Below are 23459 nucleotides of genomic sequence, written 5' to 3'. Positions count from 1 at the left end.
CTGTTCGCCCAGGTCAGAGCGGAGATTTTGTCCACGGGCCCTGTGGGCGGAAGCAGTGGACAACTTGGCATCTCTGTGGAGAACGGAAAGTTCTGCACACCCCATGCACAGCCTGCGGCGACTTCTCCCCAGTGCCGTCCCCAGCTTTACCCACCTTTCCCACAGCCCAACCAGGCAACTTCATGTGACGCCTTTCACTCAAGGCGGTGAGGAGGCGCGTCGCGTTGCCGAACAGTGGACAGCGCTGTGGAGAAGAGGGCGATCATTGGGGACAACCGACCCCAGCCTGTGGGTTGCCCGTGGACAACTTGATGCACAGCCTGTGGATCCCCGCTCTGTCCACAGTCTGTGGAGATCGTTCGTCCACGAATCCACACCCGGGTGACCTGGTGTGATCGTCTTTCAGCACGGGCCCCTGTGGACACACTCTGGACAACTTCCCGGTCCCCAGGGTGTGGACGGCAGAAAGTCCCCGAATCTGTGGAGAGTGGCCGTAACCCGGCGGCTATTCGAACAGCCGGGGACCTGGACATGACGAAGGGCGCCCCCGGAATCTCCTCCGGGGGCGCCCTCGGCGTCGTACGACGGCTCGCCGGCCGCCTGCCGGCGGTCTTGTCGGCGGTCTGTGGACCGGCTCCGTCAGCCGTTCTTGATGCGGTTCGTCAGCTCGGTGACCTGGTTGTAGATGGAGCGTCGCTCGGCCATCAGATTGCGGATCTTGCGGTCGGCGTGCATCACGGTGGTGTGGTCACGGCCGCCGAACAGCGCGCCGATCTTCGGCAGCGACAGATCGGTCAGCTCACGGCACAGGTACATGGCGATCTGGCGTGCCGTGACGAGCTGGCGGCCGCGGGAGCTGCCGCACAGGTCCTCGACCGTGAGGCCGAAGTAGTCGGCGGTGGCGCTCATGATGGCCGTCGAGGTGATCTCCGGTGTCGCATCGTCTCCGCCGGGGATCAGGTCCTTCAGGACGATCTCCGTCAGGCCCAGGTCGACCGGCTGCCGGTTGAGCGACGCGAACGCCGTCACCCGGATCAGCGCGCCCTCCAGCTCGCGGATGTTGCGCGAGATGCGGGAGGCGATGAACTCCAGTACCTCCGGCGGGGCGTTGAGCTGCTCCTGCACGGCCTTCTTGCGCAGGATCGCGATACGCGTCTCCAGCTCGGGCGGCTGGACGTCGGTGATCAGGCCCCACTCGAAACGGTTCCGCAGTCGGTCCTCCAGGGTCACCAGCTGCTTGGGCGGCCGGTCGGAGGACAGCACGATCTGCTTGTTCGCGTTGTGGAGCGTGTTGAAGGTGTGGAAGAACTCCTCCTGCGTCGACTCCTTGTCCGCCAGGAACTGGATGTCGTCGACGAGCAGGATGTCCATCTCGCGGTAGCGCTTGCGGAAGCTGTCGCCCTTTCCGTCGCGGATGGAGTTGATGAACTCGTTGGTGAACTCCTCGGAGCTCACGTACCGCACGCGTGTGCCCGGGTAGAGGCTGCGCGCGTAGTGCCCGATCGCGTGCAGCAGGTGCGTCTTGCCGAGCCCGGACTCTCCGTAGATGAAGAGGGGGTTGTACGCCTTCGCCGGTGCCTCGGCGACGGCGACCGCGGCGGCGTGCGCGAAGCGGTTGGAGGCGCCGATGACGAACGTGTCGAAGAGGTACTTCGGGTTCAGGCGCGCGGTGGGCTCACCGGGGCCGGGCGCGGGTGCGGGCTGTGCGGCCAGCGGGCCGGGGGCGCCGGTGGTGGGCAGGTTCGCGCCGACGGGTCCGCCGCGGTGCACATGGCCGGAGCCCGGGGGCGGTTCGGGCAGGTCGCGGCGGCCGTCGCGGTCGTAGTCCGCGCGGGGCTGGTCGTAGTCGGGCCGCTGCTGTTCGTAGTCGGAGCGGCGTCCGTCGTAGTCGGGGCGGTGCCCGTCGTAGGACGGCCGCTCCATCGGCTGCGGGCGGTAGTCCTGGGAGGGCGGGCCGTAGGAGTCCTGTGGGTAGGAGTCCTGCGACGGCGATGCGTACGGGTCCCGCTCCGGGAAGCCGAGCCGCTGCTGCTGCCAGCTGTAGTCGTCCTGCGTCGGGCGCGGCCAGCTGCCGGGACCGGGTTCGGGGCGCTGGTACTCGCTCGGGTAGGCCGGGCGGGCGGTGGGCAGCGGGTCGGCGGAGGGGCCGGGCAGGTGGTCGTCGGCGCGGTGGCGGCCGTAGCCCTCGTACGAGGGAAGCTCGGGTTCCTCGTAGCGCGGCTGGGGTGGTGTGGGGGGCGCGGGCGGGGCCGGGGGTTCGCCCGCGGAGTCGTCGACGGTGATCGCGATGCGGATCGGGCGGCCGCACTCGCGGCTCAGGGTCTCGCTGACGATCGGGGCGAGGCGGCCTTCCAGTACGCCCTTCGCGAACTCGTTCGGTACGGCGAGCAGGGCGGTGTCGGCGACCAGCGCGAGCGGCTGGCAGCGGCGGATCCAGTGCTCGTCCTTCGCCTCGACACCCTGCCCGCGGCCCTCACCGAGGAGTTGCTCCAGTACTCGTGGCCACACTGCGGCAAGATCGGCAGGTACGTCAGCCACAGGGCACGCTCTCTCACGGGTCCCACGAACGTGTGATGGTGGGACGGGTCGGGGGTTCGGATCGGGTGGAGCCGAACGAACAAGGGGACAAAGGAACGAATCGGAGTTCAGTCACGGTAGTCAGCGCGGCGGGTGCGGTTCAAGTTGTTGTCCCCAGGCTGTGGATAGTGTCTCCCAGCCGCCCCTGGTTTGACCGGATGGCTTAGCCGCGCGTACCGTAACCAGGTCGAGTTGTCGATGGCTGCTGCCGCCTGCCTCCGATGGGCACAGATCACGTCAGGTGATCGGGAAGCGGTGCACTCGGGCGTAACTGCGAGCTACTCGTGGGCGCACGGTGACAGCCAGGACGGCACCCCGCCACTACCGATTTATTTCTGGAGCCCCCGAGTGAGCAAGCGCACCTTCCAGCCGAACAACCGTCGTCGCGCGAAGACCCACGGCTTCCGGCTGCGTATGCGCACCCGTGCCGGCCGCGCGATTCTCGCGTCCCGCCGTAGCAAGGGTCGCGCCCGTCTGTCCGCCTGATCCCGGTCAGGTCATGACATCGTGCTGCCCACCGAGAACCGGCTGAGGCGGCGCGAGGACTTCGCGACCGCGGTACGACGGGGACGCAGGGCAGGACGCCAGCATCTCGTCGTACACCTTCGTAGCGGTGCCACGGACCCGCATGCGCCTGGGGAGAGCGCTCCCCCGACGCGTGCGGGTTTCGTCGTGAGCAAGGCTGTCGGCGGTGCGGTCGTCCGCAACAAGGTGAAGCGCAGGCTTCGCCATCTGATGCGCGACCGAGTCGACCGGCTGCCCCCCGGTAGCCTGGTAGTCGTACGAGCGTTGCCCGGTGCGGGTGACGCCGACCATGCACAGCTGGCCCGAGACCTGGATGCCGCTCTGCAGCGGCTGCTGGGAGGGGGCGCGCGATGAAGTACCCGCTGCTGGCTCTGATCAAGCTGTACCAGTGGACGATCAGTCCGCTGCTGGGGCCGGTGTGCAAGTACTACCCGTCGTGCTCCCACTACGGCTATACGGCCATCGACCGGCACGGTGCGATCAAGGGCACGGCGCTCACCGCCTGGCGCATCCTGCGGTGCAACCCGTGGTCGCTGGGCGGTGTGGATCATGTCCCGCCGCGTAAGCGCCCGCGGTGGCACGAGTTGCTGCGCAACGCGTGGCGCGCACGCAAGGGCGGGCCCTCCGCCGCCGAAACGGCCACCGAAGACAATGTTGCTTCGAGCCCGGCCGCAGAGACACCGTCCCATGCCCAAGGAGCATGATTAGTGGACACGATTGCCAGCCTCTTCAGCTTCATCACGACACCTGTCTCCTGGGTCATCGTCCAGTTCCACAAGGTGTACGGCGCCATCTTCGGCCCCGACACCGGGTGGGCCTGGGGCCTGTCCATCGTGTCCCTGGTGATTCTGATCCGTATCTGCCTGATCCCGCTCTTTGTGAAGCAGATCAAGGCGACCCGGGCCATGCAGACGCTCCAGCCCGAGATGAAGAAGATCCAGGAGCGCTACAAGAACGACAAGCAGCGTCAGTCCGAAGAGATGATGAAGCTGTACAAGGAGACGGGCACCAACCCGCTCTCCTCGTGCCTTCCCATCCTGGCGCAGTCGCCGTTCTTCTTCGCCCTGTACCACGTGCTCAACGGCATCGCGAACAACGACACCGTCGGTGTCATCAACCAGAGCCTGCTGGCGAGCGCGCAGAAGGCGCACATCTTCGGGGCCCCGCTGGCCGCGAAGTTCACCGACAGCTCTGCTGACGTCGCCGCGCTGGATGCCTCGCTGACCAACGTCCGCATCGTCACTGCGGTCATGATCGTCCTGATGTCGGCGTCGCAGTTCTACACGCAGCGCCAGCTCATGACGAAGAACGTCGACACCACGGTGAAGACGCCGTTCATGCAGCAGCAGAAGATGCTGATGTACATCTTCCCGATCATGTTCGCCGTCTTCGGTATCAACTTCCCGGTCGGTGTCCTCGTCTACTGGCTGACCACCAACGTGTGGACCATGGGCCAGCAGATGTACGTCATCCACAACAACCCGACCCCGGGTTCCAAGGCACAGGCCGCGTACCTGGAGCGCCTGACCAAGCACGTCACGCACCACGGCAAGACCCGCAGGCGCAGTGAGCGGACCATCATCAAGGCGATCGTCGCCAAGGGCCGCGACCGCAACGAGTACGAGCGCAAGTTCATCAACGGCCTGAGCAAGGCGGGCCTCGCGGCCCAGGCGGACGGCACCGTGGTGAAGAGCGAGGGTGCTGTCGCCGTCGAGACCGAGGACGGTATGCCGGTAGCCGGCGGTGGCGCCCCGAAGCGTCAGCAGCCCAAGCGGCAGACGAAGGCCCAGCGTCAGTCCGGTGCGAAGGCGGCAGGCGAACCCGAGCCGAAGACGTCGCTGAGCAAGTCCGACGAGCCTGAGGACGCCAAGCCCGCCGCTGCTAAGAAGGCCGCCTCGAAGCCCGGCGGCGGAACCCGCAGCAAGGCACAGTCCGGGCAGCGCAAGGGCGGCCCGCAGCGCCCCAAGTCCCCGTCCAAGAAGTAAGAAGGAGCCCATCCCGTGACGGAAGGCACCACCTCCGCCGCTGTCGAGGGTGCAGACACCCTGACCCGCCTGGAGCAGGAGGGCGAGATCGCGGCGGACTACCTCGAGGGTCTGCTCGACATCGCCGATCTCGACGGCGACATCGACATGGACGTCGAGGCCGACCGCGCCGCTGTCTCGATCATCAGCGACACGGGCAGCCGAGACCTGCAGAAGCTGGTCGGGCGCGACGGCGAGGTGCTGGAGGCGCTGCAGGAGCTCACGCGCCTGGCCGTGCACCGGGAGACCGGGGACCGCAGCCGCCTGATGCTCGACATCGCGGGCTACCGGGCCAAGAAGCGCGCCGAGCTCAGCGAGCTGGGCGCCAAGGCCGCCGCCGAGGTGAAGAGCTCTGGCGAGCCCGTGAAGCTGAAGCCGATGACGCCGTTCGAGCGCAAGGTCGTGCACGACGCGGTCAAGGCCGCGGGTCTGCGCAGCGAGTCCGAGGGCGAGGAGCCGCAGCGGTTCGTCGTTGTGCTTCCCGCCTGATCGGTCCGTACGTTTCTCCCGGCCCCGTCTGCCCGCAGACGGGGCCGAACTTTGTCAGCCTGATAGTTCTGGTGGTTCTGGTGTCGGCGCCCGGTGCGCCGACGCGGTACGGAAGGACGGTCCCCCCGTGACGGAGGCAGCGGAGCTTCCCCCTGCGCCTGAGCAGGCACGTGAAGTGTTCGGCGATCGCTTCGCTGATGCGGTCCGCTACGCCGAACTACTCGCAGAGGCGGGTGTGCAGCGTGGCCTGATCGGTCCGCGTGAGGTGCCCCGCCTGTGGGAGCGGCATCTGCTGAACTGTGCGGTGCTCTCCGAGGTCGTTCCCGAGGGCGTGACGGTGTGCGACGTCGGCTCGGGCGCTGGGCTGCCGGGCATTCCCCTGGCGCTGGTCCGGGAGGATCTGAAGATCACGCTCTTGGAGCCCCTGCTCCGGCGTACGAACTTCCTGTCGGAGGTTGTGGAGCTGCTGGGGCTGGATCATGTGACGGTCGTCCGGGGTCGTGCCGAAGAGGTCATGGGGAAGCTGCAGCCGGTGCATGTCGTGACCGCGCGTGCGGTGGCGCCGTTGGACCGGTTGGCCACCTGGGGCATCCCGCTGCTGCGTCCTTACGGCGAGATGCTCGCGCTCAAGGGCGACACCGCCGAGGAGGAGCTGAAGAGCGCGTCTGCGGCTCTGAGCAAGCTGGGCGCGGTCGAGACGTCGATCCTCCATGTAGGGGAGGGGGTCGTGGATCCGATGTCCACCGTCGTGCGCGTCGAGGTCGGAGAGAGCCCGGGCGGTGTGCGCTTCGCGGCGAAGCGAGCCAAGGCGGCCCGGACAGGACGAGCACGCCGTCGTCGCTGATCCGTCCTGACGACGAGACGTACTCCACACAAGCTGCCAAACCCATGTAGGTCGGAGTGTCGCGGCAGTTCGGCCACGGCTGCTGTGCATCGTGTTTCACGTGAAACGTCGCTCACTGCTGCACGGCATCATCAGTCGCGGCCGCGCTGCGGCCGAACCGCGCGACCGAAAGCCTCTCGGCTCCCTCGGAGAGGGTTCTTCTGACGACACTGCGTCCCCCTTGAGGGGTACGGAGTTTTCCACAGAGGTGGATTTCTCCACAGAACAACAGGCCTCACTGGTTCACGACCCCGAAGACATGGGAGGCTCTGTTCATTGCGAGCCTGAAGTCGAGGAGAGTGAATCCTTGCGGTCCAACGCCAACATCGCGGGACCGATGACCGATCCGGTCCCCGGTCCCCGTACCGAGTCGATGGGGGAGGATGTTTCACGTGAAACACCGCCCCCGATGGACGACACTCCCATCGGTCGTGCTGCCCAACTGGCGGTGGAGGCTCTGGGCCGCGCCGGCGAGGGCCTGCCGCGGCCCGAGCAGACCCGCGTCATCGTGGTCGCCAACCAGAAGGGGGGCGTGGGCAAGACGACGACGACAGTCAATCTTGCCGCGTCGCTCGCCTTGCATGGCGGCCGCGTGCTGGTCATCGACCTCGACCCGCAGGGCAACGCGTCCACTGCCCTGGGGATCGACCATCACGCCGAAGTCCCATCCATCTACGACGTGTTGGTCGAGAGCAAGCCGCTCGCAGAAGTCGTCCAGCCGGTCCCCGATGTCGAGGGTCTCTTCTGCGCCCCGGCCACGATCGATCTCGCCGGTGCGGAGATCGAGCTGGTGTCCCTGGTGGCACGTGAGAGCCGGCTGCAGCGGGCGATCCAGGCCTACGAGCAGCCGCTGGACTACATCCTCATCGACTGCCCGCCCTCGCTCGGTCTGCTGACGGTCAACGCCCTGGTGGCCGGGCAGGAGGTTCTGATCCCGATCCAGTGCGAGTACTACGCACTGGAGGGCCTCGGCCAGCTGCTGCGCAATGTCGATCTGGTGCGGGGGCACCTCAACCCCGGCCTGCATGTATCGACGATCCTGCTCACCATGTACGACGGCCGAACGCGGCTTGCGTCCCAGGTGGCGGACGAGGTACGCAGCCACTTCGGCAACGAGGTGCTGCGGACGAGCATTCCGCGTTCAGTCCGTATCTCCGAGGCGCCGAGCTATGGACAGACGGTGCTGACGTACGATCCGGGTTCGAGTGGTGCCCTGTCCTATCTTGAGGCGGCACGAGAAATCGCGCTGAAGGGTGTCGGCGTCAGTTACGACCCGACGCATGCCCACATCGGCGCCCAGAGCAACCCGAGCATGGTGGAGGGGATCCAGTGAGCGAGCGACGGAGGGGTTTGGGCCGTGGTCTCGGCGCACTGATCCCTGCAGCGGCGACAGAGACGACGGTGGCTCCACCTGGGGCAGGGAGCGCTGCTTCCTCGTCGTCGGCGGCTGTGCCGCTGCTGAGCGACCGAGGGGTGGCTGCGGCGAAGGTCGCTACCCTGCCGCCTGTTTCACGTGAAACCGAGGACCTGTCGCCGAGCGGAGGCGTGGAGGTCCCCGCCCCTCCGATCGGCGCGCACTTCGCCGAGATCCCCCTTGACGCCATCACGCCGAACCCGCGTCAGCCACGTGAGGTCTTCGACGAGGATGCGCTGCAGGAGCTCGTCACTTCCATCAAGGAGGTCGGTCTCCTCCAGCCCGTCGTGGTACGGCAGATCAGTCCGTCCCGCTATGAGCTCATCATGGGTGAGCGTCGCTGGCGGGCCTGCCGTGAGGCCGGACTCGACGCCATCCCGGCGATCGTGCGGGCCACGGATGACGAGAAGCTCCTCCTGGACGCGCTCCTGGAGAACCTGCACCGGGCTCAGCTGAACCCGATCGAAGAGGCCGCTGCCTACGATCAGCTGCTGAAGGACTTCAACTGCACGCACGATCAGTTGGCGGATCGCATCGGCCGTTCACGGCCGCAGGTCTCCAACACCCTGCGTCTGCTGAAGCTCTCGCCCAAGGTTCAGAACCGGGTGGCAGCCGGGGTCCTGTCTGCCGGCCACGCGCGGGCGCTTCTCTCTGTGGAGGATCCGGAGGAGCAGGAGCGGCTGGCGTACCGGGTGGTGGCCGAGGGGCTGTCGGTCCGGTCCGTTGAGGAGATCGTGACCCTGATGGGGTCGCGCCCGCAGAAGACCCAGCGTTCCCGCGGGCCGCGGGCCGGCTCTGTGCCCTCCCCGGCGCTGTCCGACCTCGCGACCCGGCTCTCGGACCGCTTCGAGACGCGGGTGAAGGTCGAGCTGGGCCAGAAGAAGGGCAAGATCACCGTCGAGTTCGCCTCTCCGGAGGACCTTGAGCGGATCCTCAGCACTCTCGCTCCCGGCGAGAGGCTGGCTCTCCAGAAGAGCCTTCTGGACGATGACGCGGAGGAAGACGAGAGCTGAGGTTGCGTAGGCCGGGAGCGTGCTTTTCCGGCCTACGCATGCGGGCCGTGTCCGGTGTGTCCGGAACACGGCCCGCTCTTTGCTTTCTGGCGGTATCGATGGAATCACATCGTGGATACGATGCGTTCGGGTATGGCGCATCCACCTGGCAGACCTCTTAGGGGAGGCGGGGTCCATGCGAACGGTGAGCCGCACCGGACTGGTGAGCGCGGGCCTTGGGCTGGGCGCGGTCGGCGGATTCGTCGGCAGCCTGCTCAGGGAACGCAGCGCCCTGACAGCCGCTCGCGACGCTGCGGGCGAAGGAAGCGAGGATCAGCCTTCATGGGGCGTCGGCTCGTACCGCTCACGCTGGACAACCTTCAGGACCTTCCCAAGCGCTGCCGCGCGTGTGTCTTCTGGGAGTTGGACCCGGTCAGCGGTGAAGCCGCGGTAAAGGCAGGGACATCCGCCCTGGAGAAGGAAGGCTGGATCTCCGCCGTCCTGCTGGACTGGGGCTCCTGCGGTCGCGTTGTCTACGTCGACGACGTGCCGGTGGGCTTCGTGCTCTATGCGCCTCCGGCCTATGTGCCCCGCGCGACAGCGTTCCCCACAAGCCCCGTCTCATCGGACGCAGTGCAGCTGATGACCGCGTTCATCATGCCGGGCTACCAGGGCCAGGGACTGGGCCGGGTGATGGTTCAGACGGTCGCCAAGGATCTGCTGCGGCGGGGCTTCAAGGCGATCGAGGCCTTCGGTGACGCGCGCTGGAAGGAGCCGGCGTGTGTTCTGCCCGCAGAGCATCTCCTGGCCGTGGGCTTCAAGACGGTTCGCCCGCACCCGACTTTTCCGCGCTTGCGGTTGGAGCTGCGGACGACGCTGTCCTGGAAGGAGGACGTGGAGATGGCGATCGACCGGCTGTTGGGGGCCGTCCAGAAGGAACCGGCGCTCAGGCCGCTCTAGAGCCAGCTGCCTCTCAAAGCGAATGGGCCAACCCGATCGGGTTGGCCCATTCGTGTTTCACGTGAAACATCACTCGGCGATGAAGTCCTCAAGGTCGCGAAGAATCGCGGCCTTCGGCTTCGCGCCGACGATCGTCTTGGCGACCTCGCCGTTGTGGTAGACGTTCAGCGTCGGGATGGACATGACGCCGTACTTGGCGGCCGTACCCGGGTTCTCGTCGATGTTGAGCTTGACGATCTCGATCTTGTCACCGTGCTCGGCGGCGATGGCCTCGAGGGACGGCGCGATCTGGCGGCACGGTCCGCACCAGGCGGCCCAGAAGTCCACCAGTACGGGCTTGTCGCTCTTGAGGACGTCCTGCTCGAAGGAGTCGTCGGTCACGTTCTTCAGGGTGCCGGCCACGGCGGGCTCCTTAACTGTGTGTTGCGTGGGGCGGGTGGGGGTCAGACAGAGGTCTTCTCGGGCTCGGCCTGCTCCTCGTCAGCGAGGGCGGCGAGGAAACGCTCGGCGTCGAGGGCAGCGGAACAACCGGTGCCGGCCGCGGTGATCGCCTGGCGGTAGGTGTGGTCGACCACGTCGCCGGCGCCGAAGACACCAGTCAGGTTGGTGCGGGTGGAGGGGGCATCGACCTTGAGGTAGCCCTCCTCGTCCAGCTCCAACTGGCCCTTGAACAGCTCGGTGCGCGGGTCGTGGCCGATCGCGATGAACAGGCCGGTGACCGCGAGGTCCGAGAGCTCGCCGGTCTTGACGTTGCGCAGCTTCAGGCCGGAGAGCTTCTGATCGCCCTGGACCTCGGCGACCTCGCTGTCCCAGACGAACTTGATCTTCGGGTCGGCGAAGGCGCGGTCCTGCATCGCCTTCGAGGCGCGCAGGGTGTCGCGGCGGTGCACGATCGTCACGGACTTGGCGAAGCGGGAGAGGAAGGTGGCCTCCTCCATCGCGGTGTCGCCGCCGCCGATCACGGCGATGTCCTGGTCCTTGAAGAAGAAGCCGTCACAGGTGGCGCACCAGGAGACACCGCGGCCGGAGAGCGCATCCTCGTTCGGCAGGCCGAGCTTGCGGTGCTGGGAGCCGGTGGCGACGATGACGGCCTTCGCACGGTGGACCGTGCCCGCGGTGTCCGTGACGGTCTTGATCTCACCGGTCAGGTCGACGTTGACGATGTCGTCCGGGACGAGCTCGGCTCCGAAACGCTCAGCCTGGGCGCGCATGTTGTCCATGAGTTCGGGGCCCATGATGCCGTCCTGGAAGCCGGGGAAGTTCTCGACCTCGGTGGTGTTCATCAGCGCGCCACCGGCGGTGACGGCGCCCTCGAACACCAGCGGCTTCAGCGACGCGCGCGCGGTGTAGAGCGCCGCCGTGTAGCCGGCGGGCCCGGAGCCGATGATGATCACGTTACGGACGTCGCTCACGGCTTGATTCCTCGTCTCTGGACTGCGTCGTCGGACCGGTGGGAGCCCCTTTCAGAACTCTCACCCCACCCAACGGATCCTAAGGGGCGCGCATTCCCACTGTGTCCGGGCACACGGTGACGCCACACCGTAGGGGTTGCCGCGCTGACGAAGATGAACCGCCGGCTTCTCAGGAACGCGGGTAGGAATCCTTCAGCAGGACCTTGGCCGGGGTGGGCGACGGGTTTTTCACGCACGTCGCGTCCATGAGGTAGGCGGTGATTCGGCTGGCGTCGGAGGCATCGGGCAGCACGACGAGCAGTGTGTCCCTGCCCTTGTAGATGCCTTCCTCAGCTGCGAGGGCGGCATCGCTGCGGCCCATGCCCTTCCGGATGCAATCGGGCACCGTGTCGCGGAGGGGCTGAGCGCTCTTCGTGTCAGGGCCGCCCTTGATGCCCATGCTGCGGTCAGGTGTGCGGGAGCCGCCCGACGAGCTCTCGTTCTTGACGAGGAGATCATGGACCTGCTTCTCCAGCTTCGCTGCGGAGAAGGTGTCGGTGGTGGTGTGCTCTCCGTCGGCCGAAGGACCTGCCCCCGTGCCACCCATCAGCGACGTCAGCAGCACGGAACCGAGCCCCAGGGCGGCGGCCGTGAAAGCGGCGCCCAGGATGGCGACCTTGCGTCGCCCGGCCTTCTTGCGGTCCTTGCGGCCGGGGCCGGTGGTCGAGGAGCGGGCATGTCCCGCCGGCCGGCCAGCCGCTGCCGCTGTTTCACGTGAAACATGCGCGCTGTCGTCCGCGTCGGAGACCGAACGGGCGCCGGCGAGGGTCGGCCTTTCGTCGTTATCCGGCGTCGTGGCGCTGAGCAGAGCCTCTGCGGCGAGGGCGGCGTCGATGCGTCCTGCGACGTCGGCGGGCATGCGCGCCGGGCCGGGCAGTGTGCCGAGCAGTCCCCGGATCTCCTCCAGCGATGCGTGGACGTCCGCGCACAGCTCGCATTCGTCCAGATGCCGCCGTACATCGGCGGTCCTGGACGGGGGGAGAAGGCCCTCGGTGAGGTCGGAGATCTCGGCGACGTCCGGGTGCCCGGCCGTGTCTGTCGTGGAACTCACGCTCGCCCACCTCCGCCCTTCACTGCAGCTGAATCACTTGGCCCGGTATCGCGTGGATCCGTGGAGTGCGGACCCGCTGCCGGTGGGACGGATGTCCCCTGCGTCCGGTTCCGCCTCTCGCCGGCGTCCTTGCTGTCTCCGGTGCTTTCCGGCCGGAGATGCGTGAGGAGAGGGAGAAGTCTGGCTCTGCCGCGTGCGCATCGGCTCTTGACCGTGCCGGTCGGCACATCGAGGATGCGGGCCGCTTCGGCGACGGGGTACCCCTGCATGTCCACCAGGACGAGCGCGGCCTTTTGGTCGGGCGGCAGTGTGCCGAGCGCCTCCAGGAGCTGGCGGTGCAGATCATTGCGCTCTGCGGGCGCCGAGGCGGACTCGTGCGGCTCCAGCAACTGCTCGAGCCGCTCGGTGTCGTCGACCGGGGAGGTCTTCCGGGAGGCCGCCTTGCGGGCGCGGTCCAGGCAGGCGTTCACCGTGATCCGGTGCAGCCAGGTCGTGACGGCCGACTGGCCCCGGAAGGTGTGGGCGGCACGGTAGGCGGATACGAGAGCGTCCTGGACGGCGTCAGCGGCTTCCTCGCGGTCGCCGAGCGTCCGCAGCGCCACGGCCCACAGCCGGTCACGGTGCCGCCGTACTAGCTCACCGAAGGCGTCGGGGTCGCCTTCTACGTGGCGGGAGAGAAGGTCCTGATCGCTCGTGTCACGGTATGTGTTGCCATCTGCCATCGGACCCCCTCCCCCTCACTCTCAGCTGGTCACCTTGACATCCACGACCCTGCCGCGGAATTTGCCGTCGTCGACCTGCTTGGGCAGATCGGTCAGCCAGATCAGAAGATAGCGGGCCTTCAGGGACTTGCCCGGCTTGAGCGTCACACTCTCGCCGGAACCTTCGGCTGCCTTTGTGTAGCTGTCGAGAGACGTCGGCTCCGTGCCGGTGTCGCCCGAGGCGGCCCGGAGTTCGACGGAGGTGTGGCCCACGAAGGTGACGGTCACCTTTCCGACCTGCTGGACCTTGCCGAGATCGAGGATGACTCCGACGCCCGACTTCAACCGCCCGAAGTCGGAGCTTGTGTAGAAGCTCGTCTGCCAGTACGTGCCCGACGCCGTGTCATAGATCTTGTCTATGGTTTCCGGGTTCTCGGAGCCGTCAGAGCCCAACGGGTCGAAGTCACGGGCACCTTCGATGGCGATCGGCTTGCTGACCGGCTTCTCCGGGCTCTTGTCGTTGTCGCCGTCCGTCGTCTGCGTCTGGTTGGTGTCGTCGGACTTGCCGCCCTGATCCATGAGCGCATCCGCCAGCTGCCAGCTCCCCAGGCCCAGAGCGGCGATCAGGAGGGCCGAGACGGCCCACTTCAGGGCCCTGCCGGTGCGGCTCTGCAGCGGGGGCGGCGGGGTCGGTACCGGCTGGGTGGCGCCAGGGTGCGGCGTCTGGCGGCCGTAGGTGCCCTGCTGGTACGTCGTGCGCTGGTACTCCGGCGGCGCGGTGAACGCGGGCTCCGGCGGGCGGATGCGGGGCATCTCGCCGATCGCCTTCACCAGTTCCTCCGGCGTCGTGCACGCGGACTCGTGCCGGGAGGCGGTCGCACCGTCGTTGGCCAGCGCGCGCATGGCGAGCTCGGACAAGCCGCGGTGAACGCCCGCACGCACCTGGTCGGGAGCGATCAGACCGACGTCCTTGGGCAGCCCGGACAGACCGTAGGCGTCGCTCTCGTAAGGCCAGCGCTGGGTGAGCGCGGCGTACAGCAGGGCGCCGATGGCCTCCGTGTCCGTGCGCTGCGGGGTGTCGGAGCTGATGCCGCGCAGCGCGGCGTTCACCGCGAGGCCGCGGATGCGCCACTGCCCGGAGGAGGTGCGCAGTACGGCGTTCGGGTTGAGACGGAGATGGGCCAGGCCCTCGCGGTGGGCGGCCGCCATGGCGGCGGACACCTGGGTGACCATCTGGTAGGTCTCGTACGCCTCCAGCGGGCCGGAGGCGAGGAGCGTGGTCAGCTCGGTGGCGTCGGGGAGCCACTCATGGACGACGTAGACCAGGTCGTTCTCCTCGACGGCGTCGAGGACCTGGACGAAGCGGGGGTCGCCGAGCAGCGCGGAGGAGCGGGCCGCGGCGAGAACGGAACGGGCCCGTGTGTGGTCCGCGGGCAGAATGTGCACGCCGACGGCGCGACGGAGTTTCTCGTCGACCGCACGCCAGCTGCTGAAACCGTCCAGACGGGTGACGCACTCCTCGAGGCGGTAGCGTCTGGCGAGTTTGTGACCGCTGTGCAGTTCGGGTGGTGAGGCCTTTCCGGGACCCTCGGTCCCGCCACTCCCCTGTGCCTCGTCGGTGTCCGTGTCCCGCTCCCGATTCTTGGCCACCCCGTCGGCCGTGGACTGGTCCGCTTGTGCGGTCAGCGGCTCGTCGCCGCTGTTGTCTGCCACGTCGACGGCAGCCGTGCTCCGTTCCGCCACCGTCGTTCCTGCCTCCCCATCCGTTGCGCGCCGTCCGGCTGCGTGCGCGCCGTCCGACGCCGAAACCAATTGTGCCCACAGTCCGCCGCTATGCACGACACACGGTGGCGGACGATGGTTGTGCGCGTACCCCCGCCTCAGCGACCCAGGCGCCCGCGGACCATGCCGACCAGTGAGTTCAGCTCCTCGATGCGCATCCTGCGGGCGGCGACGAAGAAGACCCCGAGCAGCACGGCTCCGCCGCCCAGCAGAGCGGCGAAGGAGCCGAGGACGCCCTGACCGAGGGCATGGGCGATCCCGTAGCAGGCCGCGCCGCTCAGCAGCGCCGCGGGTACCGAGGCGATGCAGAGTCTTGCGTACGTTCGCATCACCCGGGCGCCGTCCAGGTCGCCACCGAGCCTCTTGCGCAGCCGGTTCCAGGCGACGCCGACGCCGATCGCGTAGGCCAGGCCGTACGAGGCGGCCATGCCGACCACGGCCCAGCGGGCCGGGAGCACGAAGTAGCAGACGGCGGAGGCGGCGGCGTTGCCGGCCGCCACGATGACCGTGTTGTAGAAGGGGGTACGGGTGTCCTCGTACGCGTAGAAGGCGCGCAGCACGACGTACTGCACCGAGTAGGGGATCAGGCCGAGGCCGAAGGCCATCAGCATGTAGCCCATGTTGGTGGCTTCGCTCGTGCCCGAAGAGCCGAACATCAACGTGCACATCGGGATGCCGAGCGCCAGGAAGCCGAAGGCGAGCGGCACGATCGCGACTGCTGTCGTGCGCAGGCCTTGGGAGATGTCGTCGCGTACGGCGCCGGTGTCGTCCTCGGCGGCCGAACGCGAGATACGGGGCAACAGGGCGGCCATCAGCGAGACGGTGATGATGGCCTGCGGGAGACCCCAGATGAGCTGGGCGTTGGCGTAGGCGCTGAATCCGGTCCCGGGTACACCGGAGTCCGTGATGGCCGCGGTGGCGAGCTGGGTGACGACGAGGGCGCCCGCCTGGTTGGCGAGGACGAACAGGATCGTCCACTTGGCGAGCATCGCGGCCTTGCCGAGACCGTGACCCCTCCAGTCGAAACGGAGCCGCAGCTTGAAGCCGGTCTCGCGCAGATACGGGATCATTGCGAGAGCCTGGACGACGAGGCCGAGCAGGACGCCGACGCCGAGCAGCCGAACGCCCTCGGGTGGAATGCTCGTGACCTTCATGCCGGAGTGCTCGGCGGTGCCGTACACCCAGAGGAACGCGCCGAGGGTCACGATGATGACGATGTTGTTCAGGACCGGCGTCCACATCATCGCGCCGAAGCGGCCGCGGGCGTTGAGGATCTGTCCCATCACCACGTGGATGCCCATGAAGAAGATCGAGGGCAGGAAGTACCGAGTGAAGGTGACGGCGGTCTCGTTGGCCGCGGGGTTGTTGGCCAGAGGAGTCGACAGCGCCCGGACCAGGAGCGGGGCGGCGAACATGACGACCGCGGTGAGGATACCGAGGATCACCATGACGAGGGTCAGCAGCCGGTTGGCGTACGCCTCACCGCCGTCTTCGTCCTCCTTCATGGCGCGGACCAGCTGAGGGACGAACACGGAGTTGAGGCCGCCGCCGACGGTCAGGATGTAGATCATCGTCGGCAGCTGGTACGCCACCTGGAAGGACTCACCCAGCAGGCCCAGGCCGAGTGCTGACACGATCATTGCGGACCGGACGAACCCGGTGAGGCGGGAGACCATCGTGCCCGCTGCCATCACCGCGCTCGACTTCAGCAGACCGCCGGCCCGCCCGCCCTTCTTCGCGGGAGGCGCCGGGGCAGGAGCGGGCGTCGCGGCTGGGGTCTCGTCCGCCGGGGGTGGCGTCGGCGCGGGGTGCCCGCCTTCGGCCGGTGCCGGGGAAGGCCCCGGAACGGTCGGTGGCTGGTACTGCGGATGGCCGCCCTGCTGCTGGTCGCGGAAGAGGTGAGCGAAGGCGTCGTGCTCCTGTTGATCTCCGGCCGAGTGCGAGACGAGGTCGTCGACGCCCATGTACTGGGTGGTGCGGGGGTCGTCGCCGTACGGCAGGTACTGGTTCGGGGCCTCCGGCTCGGGAGCCGGGGTCTGGGCCCACACGTTCGGGTCAGGGGCGTACGGCGACTGGGGCGGCTGGGCGTACAGCTGCTGTTGCGGCTGGTACGTGCCCGGCGGGGGCGGCGGGTGGGCGGCACGGTCGTACAGCGCCTCCGCGACCGGGTCCTGGGCGGAGAGGTCCTGGGCCCGGTAGGGGTCCTGGGCGTAGGTGTCCTGGAGGTACATGTCCGCGGGCTGCTGCGGCGGCACCTGGCCGGGCTCGGGCGGCGGGCCCTCGGGGTGCCCCGAGCTGCCCGCGGCCTGGCCGCGGTCACCGTCGTACGGCGCGTTCATGGTTACCCCACCTCATCGTCCCGGGCCCACCGGCCACGACATCGCTCAACGGTCCACTCTCTCACCCGTGCCGGACGGGTCGGCGTTTTCCGCTGGGGTGTCCGGTGTTGGGTCACTCGGCTGCTCCGGGGCGTCTTCCCGGGTTCCGGTGACGGACTCCTCCGTGAGGACATCCTCGGGGGTGAGACGCTCCTGGGAGCCGTTCGAGTTCTCTGGTCCGTCATCGGCGTTCTCCGGCCCGTCATCGGCGTTCTCCGGTCCGCCGTCGGCTTCGGCCGCCTCCTGGGGACCGTCTTCCTCGGTGTCACGGGCCGCCGCGCGCTTGCGCTGCGTGTACATCCGGAAGCCGGCGAGGACGAGGAGCAGGAATCCGCCGCCGATGACCAGCATCACAGTGGCCGTGAACTCGGTGACCTTCACGTTGAACCTGACGGGGGCGCCGTACTTCCGGCCGTCCTCCGTGTACAGCTGGGCGATCACCTCGGCCTGGCCGTTGGCCTGAGCGGACGTGGGGAACTTCACCGTCTGGCTGTGCCCGCCGGAGACGGTGACGCGCTGTTCGAAGAAGTCCTCACCGCCGATCTCGAGTCGCCTCGGGCTCGTCGAAGTGAGCCGGAGGACCAGGTGCTCGACACCCTGCACGAGGTTGTTCTGCACGGTCACGGGGATCGTGGCGCTGCGCCCGGAGAGCTTGGTATCCGATTTGTCGATCAGCGTGACCTGACCGGCCAGGGAGTCGATGTACGACTCCACGGCGTTGCGGTAGTCGGCGGCCTCCGCGGAGCGGCCGCGCCAGGACATGGACATCTCGCGGTTCATGGCCCGCCCGAAGGGGGTCACCACGCGGTCCTCGTTGCTGAGGATCACCCTGAACTTGTCGAGCTTGTCCTGCGTGGTCGCGATCTGCTCGAAGGCCGCCCGCGGAAGCTCCTGCTTGCGCAGTGAGGAGGGGTACCTGGACGCCGCCGGCACCTTGGTGGTGGCTCCTGCGTCGGGCTTGGCCGTCGCGGCGGCCGTGAGCTCCTGAGTCTCGGACCACGTGCTGTCCTGCAGCGCTGTCACCGCCTCGGCGATCGCCTGGGCCTGGCTCGCCGTCGGCATCCGCTGTGGGGCGACGACGATGCTGCGCTGCTTGTCCGTCTGGAGGTTGAGGGCCAGGCTCTGGGCCAGGAACCTCTGCACGGCGAGTGTCGAGCTCGACGCCCTGGTCAGGTTGCCCTGGAACACCGTCGACATCCGTGCGTCCGTGACGACCGCCGATGTGCCGCCGCCGATGGGGCGGGCCGCGGAGGGCGTGTAGGGCAGGCCGCCCGTCTCCACCAGGCTGTCGCTGCGGGCGATCACCTTGTCGGCGCCGGCGGAGGTGGCGACCTTGACGATGGACGGGTCGACGGCGCCGTTCACGGGCCAGGCGAAGTCGGTGGTCGGCTCCACGTGGAGGATCGAGTCGACCGTGTCGGCGGCGACGTCGGTCGCTTCCTTGAGGTGGCTGAGCGAGCCGGTGACGTTCGTGCCGTTGTGGGCCAGCGAGGCCAGGTCGGGGTCGCCGAAGGGCAGGGCGACGACCTCCTTGTCCTGGACCGCCTCCTGCAGCTCGGCGAGCCACTGGCTTGCGACCGCCTGATGGGTGCCCGCCGTGGTCCTGTCGCCCTCGCCCTGGACGCGGTAGGGCTCGGTCATCGCGTCGACTGAGGACAGCAGGTCGGGGTCGATCACCCAGGTGACGTCGAGTTCCTTGCCCAGCGACACGAGCTGCTGCAGACGGCCGCCCGGTGAGATCTCCTTCGCCAGGTCGTCGTCATGGAAGACCGGCGTCTGCGTCTCGTCCGATCCCGTCTGTGCCGTCATGTGCGAGGCGGACACGAGCGGCCACAGAACGGTCGTCCGCGTCTTCGTGTCGGCGTCGTCGGGCTGCCACGGCAGGAACGTCCGCTGGATGCCCAGCACCTGGTCCCACTGCTGTGCGGATGTCTCGCCGGACAGGGAGACCGCGAACTGGTAGACCCCTGCCCTGCCGAGGTCCAGCTTGTCGACCGGCACGGAGATGCTGAAGCGCTGGGCGACGCCCGGAGTGAGCTTGGAGAACGCCTTGACGTACTTTCCGCCCACCGGGGCTCCGTCCAGGCCCTGCTGGTAGGAGGTGCGCTGGGTGACCGAGTCGATCTCGGAGCGCGTGTTCAGGGCGGGGCCCAGGCGCAGGTCCACCTGTGCGTCCGTGACCGCCTGCTTGCCGTTGTTGGTCACCGTGCCGGACACGGTCAGCGTGTCGCCGTCACCGGGGACGGACGGAGTGAGCGAGTCCACGGCGACGGCCACCGTGCCCCCGCCGGATGAGGCCTTCAGGGAGTCCTGCCCGGCGGAGTGCGCCGGAGCCGCGGCGGGCAGCTGAAGCAGGCCGGCCAGCAGAGGGGCTCCGGCGAACAGCGCTCCGGCCCGCCGCAGCCATCGGCGGGCAGGTGAGGGACTCGTCCCCTGGAAGTCTGCCGCCTCGGCCACGCGCTCGCCCGTCCCTCGTCGTCGTCAGTGGTCGTCGGAATGTGCGTCCACGCATGGTAACGATGCGCGCTGAGGGGAAGTGCCGCGGAGTGCTCCACAAGATCGGGCCGCGCCGTCGGTCTGTCCCGTATGCATGGGTATAAAGAGGAGCGTTTCCTTGCGCCTCAAGGGCAGTCCTTGTGCCCGTATGGACAGAGGTGTCCGTGCGAGAAGTGTGCCCGTTTAATGGAGGCGCTCGCGGCCGCCGGGGCCACGTACCCTCTTCTGTTGTGCCGAACGCCAACGAAGACAAGCCCAGTGTCCTGAGCCAGGTGCAGCACCGTGCGGTGAGTGAACTGCTGCGGGTCGCGCCTGTCGCCGACGACCTCGCCCGCCGCTTCCAGGAGGCCGGGTTCTCACTCGCCCTGGTCGGCGGATCGGTCCGGGACGCGCTGCTCGGACGGCTCGGCAACGATCTGGACTTCACGACCGACGCCCGCCCCGAGGACGTACTGAAGATCGTGCGTCCGTGGGCCGACGCGGTGTGGGAGGTCGGAATCGCCTTCGGCACGGTGGGGGCGCAGAAGGCCGGCTACCAGATCGAGGTGACGACCTACCGGTCGGAGGCCTACGACCGGACCTCCCGCAAGCCCGAGGTGTCGTATGGCGACTCCATCGAGGAGGACCTCGTCCGCCGGGACTTCACGGTGAACGCGATGGCCGTCGCGCTGCCGGAGAAGGAGTTCATCGATCCCCATGGCGGGCTGGAGGACCTCGCGGCGCGCGTGCTCCGGACCCCGGGTACGCCGGAGGACTCCTTCTCGGACGACCCGCTGCGCATGATGCGGGCGGCGCGCTTCGCGGCGCAGCTCGACTTCGAGGTGGCTCCCGAGGTCGTTGCGGCCATGAAGGAGATGGCCGGGCGTATCGAGATCGTCTCGGCGGAGCGGGTGCGGGACGAGCTGAACAAGCTGGTCCTCTCCGCCCACCCGCGCAAGGGGCTGACGCTGCTGGTCGACACCGGGCTCGCCGGACATGTCCTGCCCGAGCTGCCGGCCCTGCGGCTGGAGAGCGATGAGCACCACCGGCACAAGGACGTCTACGAGCACACGCTGATCGTCCTGGAGCAGGCGATGGCGCTGGAGGAGAACGGACCCGATCTGACCCTCCGGCTGGCCGCGCTGCTGCACGACATCGGCAAGCCGCGGACCCGCCGTTTCGAGAAGGACGGCCGGGTGTCGTTCCACCACCACGAGGTGGTCGGCGCGAAGATGACGAAGAAGCGTATGACCGCGCTCAAGTACTCCAACGAGCTGGTGAAGGACGTCTCACGTCTGGTCGAACTCCACCTGCGCTTTCACGGATACGGCACTGGGGAATGGACGGACTCCGCTGTCCGCCGCTACGTCCGTGACGCCGGCCCGCTCCTGGACCGCCTCCACAAGCTGACCCGCTCGGACTGCACCACGCGGAACAAGCGCAAGGCGGCGGCGCTGTCCCGTGCGTACGACGGCCTGGAGGAGCGGATCTCCCAGCTCCAGGAGCAGGAGGAACTCGACGCCATCCGCCCCGACCTCGACGGCAACCAGATCATGGAGATCCTCGGTGTCGGTCCTGGGCCGGTCATCGGCCGCGCGTACAAGCACATGCTGGAGCTTCGGCTGGAGAACGGGCCGATGGAGCAGGATGCGGCGGTGGCGGCGCTCAAGGAATGGTGGGCCGAGCAAGGCTGAGTCGAGACGTGCGGGCTGTTTCACGTGAAACATGTCCACGGATGCGCCGAGGGGCGATGTTTCACGTGAAACATCGCCCCTCGGCGTGAGGCTTACTTGGACGAGTACTCCTCAAGGCACAGAGTGAAGGAGTCTCCATCGCCGCTCTGCGTGTACTCGGAGTACTTGTTGCGGTCGCAGCCGGCGGTAGTGCCGTCCTTCTTCTCGGCGACCTTGTACGCGGCCTTTGAGTCGCCGCAGTCCACGACTTCAAGGTCCGGGTCGGTGATGCTGTCGGGGTTGCCGATGCTCATGCAGTCGCCGACCTTTGCCGTGTTGGCGTCATCCCGGCTGGCTATGAAGCCGCCGATGGCCACACAGACAACGACTACCGCCACGACGATGTTCTTGATCTTCTTAAAGGTCCACTTGCGTGCGGGCTGCGCCGGCGGAACCGGCGCATACGGCGCTCCCTGCTGGGGGAACCCGGGCTGGCCCGGCTGCTGCGGGTACCCGCCCTGCGGCGGCTGGCCCTGGCCGTACGGGTTCTGGCCCTGGGCGAATGGATTGCCCTGGGGCGGCGGAGTTGTCATTGGGGTCCCCCCTGGAAACATGGGTGCGTGATCGCGAACAATGCGCGATGTAAGACGGACGTAAGTTACCGGCCCCCACTGACAACTCCGCGGTCAGGAGTGGCTCTGTGTCATTGATGTGACACTGGCCGGTACTCAAAGCGGGCCATAGCCGCCGCAACTGCCGCGTAGATAACGGCGACCGTGACCACGAGCGATGCTGAGCGGCCGTCAGGCGGCAGTATCAGTGCGGCCACTCCGGCGGCTCCGACGAACGCGACGTTGAACAGCACGTCGTAGACGGAGAAGGTCCGGCCACGAAAGCCGTCCTCGACAGAGGTCTGCACGATCGTGTCCGTCGCGATCTTCGCCCCCTGCGTCGTCAGCCCCAGGACGAATGCCGCCGCCAGCATGGGAGTTGTGGCGAAGGGGAGGCCGAGCGCGGGGACCAGGACCGCCGCGGCCGCCGCACACACCATGATCCAGCGGCCCGGGCCAAGTCGCCCCGCTGCCCACGGCGTTACCACGGCCGCGGCGAAGAATCCTGCAGCAGAGATGGCCAACGCGAGCCCCAGCAGGGCGAGCCCGTCATCGGTGTTCGAGGATAAGGCGTAGCGGCAGAGCATCAGCAGCGTGACCAGCAGGGCGCCGTAGCAGAAGCGCATCAGGGTCATCGTGAACAGCGCCCAGGCGGCCTCCCGGCGCGACGGAGTGGCGAGGTGCCGTACCCCTGCCATCAGGTCGCGCGCGGTGCCGGAGAGGGCCGCCGTGAGGCGTGGCCGCACCAACGCACGGTCAGGGCCCAGCAGTTCCCGGGACATGCGCAGTGACGCCAGTCCCGCGCACAGGTACAGGGCGGCGCCCAGGAGCACCACGGCGGCATCGGAGTCCCAGACCGCCAGCCGTACGACGAAGGCCAGGCCGGCCCCCGCGGTCGCGGCGAGGGTTCCCGCGGTCGGGGACAGGGAGTTGGCGATCACGAGGCGCTCCTCGTCGACCACGCGGGGCAGTGCGGCGGACAGGCCGGACAGGACGAAGCGGTTCACGGCGGTGACGCACAGGGCGGAGACGTAGAAGAGCCAGTCCGGGACCTCGGTGAGGATCAGGACGGCCGTCACCGAGGCCAGCACGGTGCGCAGGAGGCTGCCGTACAGGAGGACCTGGCGGCGGCGCCAGCGGTCCAGCAGGACGCCGGAGAAGGGGCCCACCAGGGAGTACGGCAGGAGCAGTACCGCCATCGCGGAGGCGATCGCGGCGGCGGAGGTCTGTTTCTCCGGGGAGAAGACGACGTACGTGGCGAGCGCTGTCTGGTAGACGCCGTCGGCGCCCTGCGAGAGCAGGCGTACGGCGAGCAGGCGCCGGAAGTCCCGGAAGCGCAGCAGGACCCGCAGGTCGCGTACGACGGACATGGGGCACAGCCTCACATACGGGGAGGGTCCCCGGGCGGTACAACCCGGGGACCCTCGGCAGCTCTGGCAGGAGCGATTCTGAGCGAGCCGCAGCGCGCAGAGT

At 68.1% G+C, this 23459-nt stretch carries 20 protein-coding genes; 10 read left to right on the top strand and 10 right to left on the bottom strand.

From position 1 onward, the window contains the following. Positions 1–639 precede the first annotated feature (639 nt). On the bottom strand, positions 640–2538 hold the full coding sequence (dnaA, locus tag ACIBU0_RS06360) for a chromosomal replication initiator protein DnaA (protein WP_398812466.1): 1899 nt from the start codon (positions 2536–2538) through the stop codon (positions 640–642). A 387-nt stretch (positions 2539–2925) separates the two neighbouring features. On the opposite strand from dnaA, the gene rpmH reads away from it, so the two are divergent. From rpmH to ACIBU0_RS06315, 9 genes are all read left to right on the top strand, one after another. Beyond that, a complete protein-coding gene (gene rpmH / locus ACIBU0_RS06355) occupies positions 2926–3063 on the top strand; it encodes a 50S ribosomal protein L34 (RefSeq protein ID WP_003956500.1) in 138 nt (45 codons plus the stop codon). Between the two features lie 21 nt (positions 3064–3084). Next, positions 3085–3456, top strand: coding sequence for a ribonuclease P protein component (gene rnpA / locus ACIBU0_RS06350; protein ID WP_007492554.1), 372 nt, complete (start codon positions 3085–3087; stop codon positions 3454–3456). Next, complete coding sequence (gene yidD, locus ACIBU0_RS06345; RefSeq protein ID WP_398812463.1) at positions 3453–3806, top strand: membrane protein insertion efficiency factor YidD; 354 nt, start codon at positions 3453–3455, stop codon at positions 3804–3806. Before rnpA ends, yidD begins: the two co-directional genes overlap by 4 nt. A 3-nt stretch (positions 3807–3809) precedes the next feature. Further along, positions 3810–5087, top strand: a complete 1278-nt coding sequence (yidC, locus tag ACIBU0_RS06340; RefSeq protein WP_398812460.1) for a membrane protein insertase YidC — start codon at positions 3810–3812, stop codon at positions 5085–5087. Between the two features lie 15 nt (positions 5088–5102). Beyond that, entirely contained in the window at positions 5103–5615 is a 513-nt protein-coding gene (locus ACIBU0_RS06335; protein ID WP_398812457.1) for a protein jag, read from the top strand. A gap of 127 nt (positions 5616–5742) precedes the next feature. Further along, positions 5743–6459, top strand: coding sequence for a 16S rRNA (guanine(527)-N(7))-methyltransferase RsmG (gene rsmG, locus ACIBU0_RS06330; RefSeq protein ID WP_398812455.1), 717 nt, complete (start codon positions 5743–5745; stop codon positions 6457–6459). A gap of 298 nt (positions 6460–6757) precedes the next feature. Continuing rightward, on the top strand, positions 6758–7831 hold the full coding sequence (locus tag ACIBU0_RS06325) for a ParA family protein (protein WP_398813973.1): 1074 nt from the start codon (positions 6758–6760) through the stop codon (positions 7829–7831). After that, positions 7828–8925, top strand: coding sequence for a ParB/RepB/Spo0J family partition protein (locus ACIBU0_RS06320; protein ID WP_398812453.1), 1098 nt, complete (start codon positions 7828–7830; stop codon positions 8923–8925). Before ACIBU0_RS06325 ends, ACIBU0_RS06320 begins: the two co-directional genes overlap by 4 nt. 321 nt (positions 8926–9246) lie before the next feature. Beyond that, a complete protein-coding gene (locus ACIBU0_RS06315; RefSeq protein WP_398812450.1) occupies positions 9247–9864 on the top strand; it encodes a GNAT family N-acetyltransferase in 618 nt (205 codons plus the stop codon). 69 nt (positions 9865–9933) lie between these two features. Here the strand turns inward: ACIBU0_RS06315 and trxA are convergent, their stop codons facing one another. The 7 genes from trxA to ACIBU0_RS06280 all read right to left on the bottom strand — a co-directional run bounded on the left by trxA (position 9934) and on the right by ACIBU0_RS06280 (position 19684). Continuing rightward, positions 9934–10266 (bottom strand): thioredoxin, encoded by a 333-nt coding sequence (trxA, locus tag ACIBU0_RS06310; RefSeq protein ID WP_031484651.1) that lies wholly within the window; start codon positions 10264–10266, stop codon positions 9934–9936. Positions 10267–10307: 41 nt separating this feature from the next. Then, on the bottom strand, positions 10308–11276 hold the full coding sequence (gene trxB / locus ACIBU0_RS06305; protein WP_398812447.1) for a thioredoxin-disulfide reductase: 969 nt from the start codon (positions 11274–11276) through the stop codon (positions 10308–10310). Positions 11277–11445: 169 nt separating this feature from the next. Further along, positions 11446–12366: an anti-sigma factor family protein gene (locus tag ACIBU0_RS06300; RefSeq protein ID WP_398812444.1), complete on the bottom strand. Its 921-nt coding sequence runs from the start codon at positions 12364–12366 to the stop codon at positions 11446–11448. Further along, positions 12363–13088 (bottom strand): RNA polymerase sigma factor SigM, encoded by a 726-nt coding sequence (gene sigM, locus ACIBU0_RS06295; protein ID WP_398812441.1) that lies wholly within the window; start codon positions 13086–13088, stop codon positions 12363–12365. The genes ACIBU0_RS06300 and sigM overlap by 4 nt, the downstream gene beginning before the upstream one ends. Before the next feature lie 21 nt (positions 13089–13109). Next, positions 13110–14810: a protein kinase family protein gene (locus ACIBU0_RS06290; RefSeq protein WP_398812438.1), complete on the bottom strand. Its 1701-nt coding sequence runs from the start codon at positions 14808–14810 to the stop codon at positions 13110–13112. A gap of 137 nt (positions 14811–14947) precedes the next feature. Further along, positions 14948–17188, bottom strand: a complete 2241-nt coding sequence (gene murJ, locus ACIBU0_RS06285) for a murein biosynthesis integral membrane protein MurJ (protein WP_398812435.1) — start codon at positions 17186–17188, stop codon at positions 14948–14950. A gap of 45 nt (positions 17189–17233) precedes the next feature. Continuing rightward, complete coding sequence (locus ACIBU0_RS06280; protein WP_398812432.1) at positions 17234–19684, bottom strand: DUF6049 family protein; 2451 nt, start codon at positions 19682–19684, stop codon at positions 17234–17236. Positions 19685–19953: 269 nt separating this feature from the next. On the opposite strand from ACIBU0_RS06280, the gene ACIBU0_RS06275 reads away from it, so the two are divergent. Next, positions 19954–21396, top strand: coding sequence for a CCA tRNA nucleotidyltransferase (locus ACIBU0_RS06275; protein WP_398812429.1), 1443 nt, complete (start codon positions 19954–19956; stop codon positions 21394–21396). A gap of 92 nt (positions 21397–21488) precedes the next feature. On the opposite strand, the gene ACIBU0_RS06270 is transcribed toward ACIBU0_RS06275, so the two are convergent. Together ACIBU0_RS06270 and ACIBU0_RS06265 are read right to left on the bottom strand one after the other, a co-directional pair. Continuing rightward, positions 21489–21968 carry a hypothetical protein gene (locus tag ACIBU0_RS06270; protein ID WP_398812426.1) on the bottom strand — a complete coding sequence of 160 codons (480 nt, stop codon included), beginning with the start codon at positions 21966–21968 and terminating at the stop codon, positions 21489–21491. 110 nt (positions 21969–22078) lie between these two features. Then, the gene (locus tag ACIBU0_RS06265; RefSeq protein ID WP_398812423.1) at positions 22079–23356 is read right to left on the bottom strand and encodes an MFS transporter; all 1278 of its coding nucleotides are present in this window, start codon (positions 23354–23356) and stop codon (positions 22079–22081) included. Positions 23357–23459: the final 103 nt, after the last annotated feature.

Origin of the sequence: Streptomyces sp. NPDC049627 (genome assembly GCF_044465645.1) — a bacterium.
Taxonomy (GTDB): Bacteria; Actinomycetota; Actinomycetes; order Streptomycetales; family Streptomycetaceae; genus Streptomyces.
The sequence above is the reverse complement of the archived record's forward strand: the minus strand, read 5'-3'. Positions and strand labels throughout refer to the sequence as shown.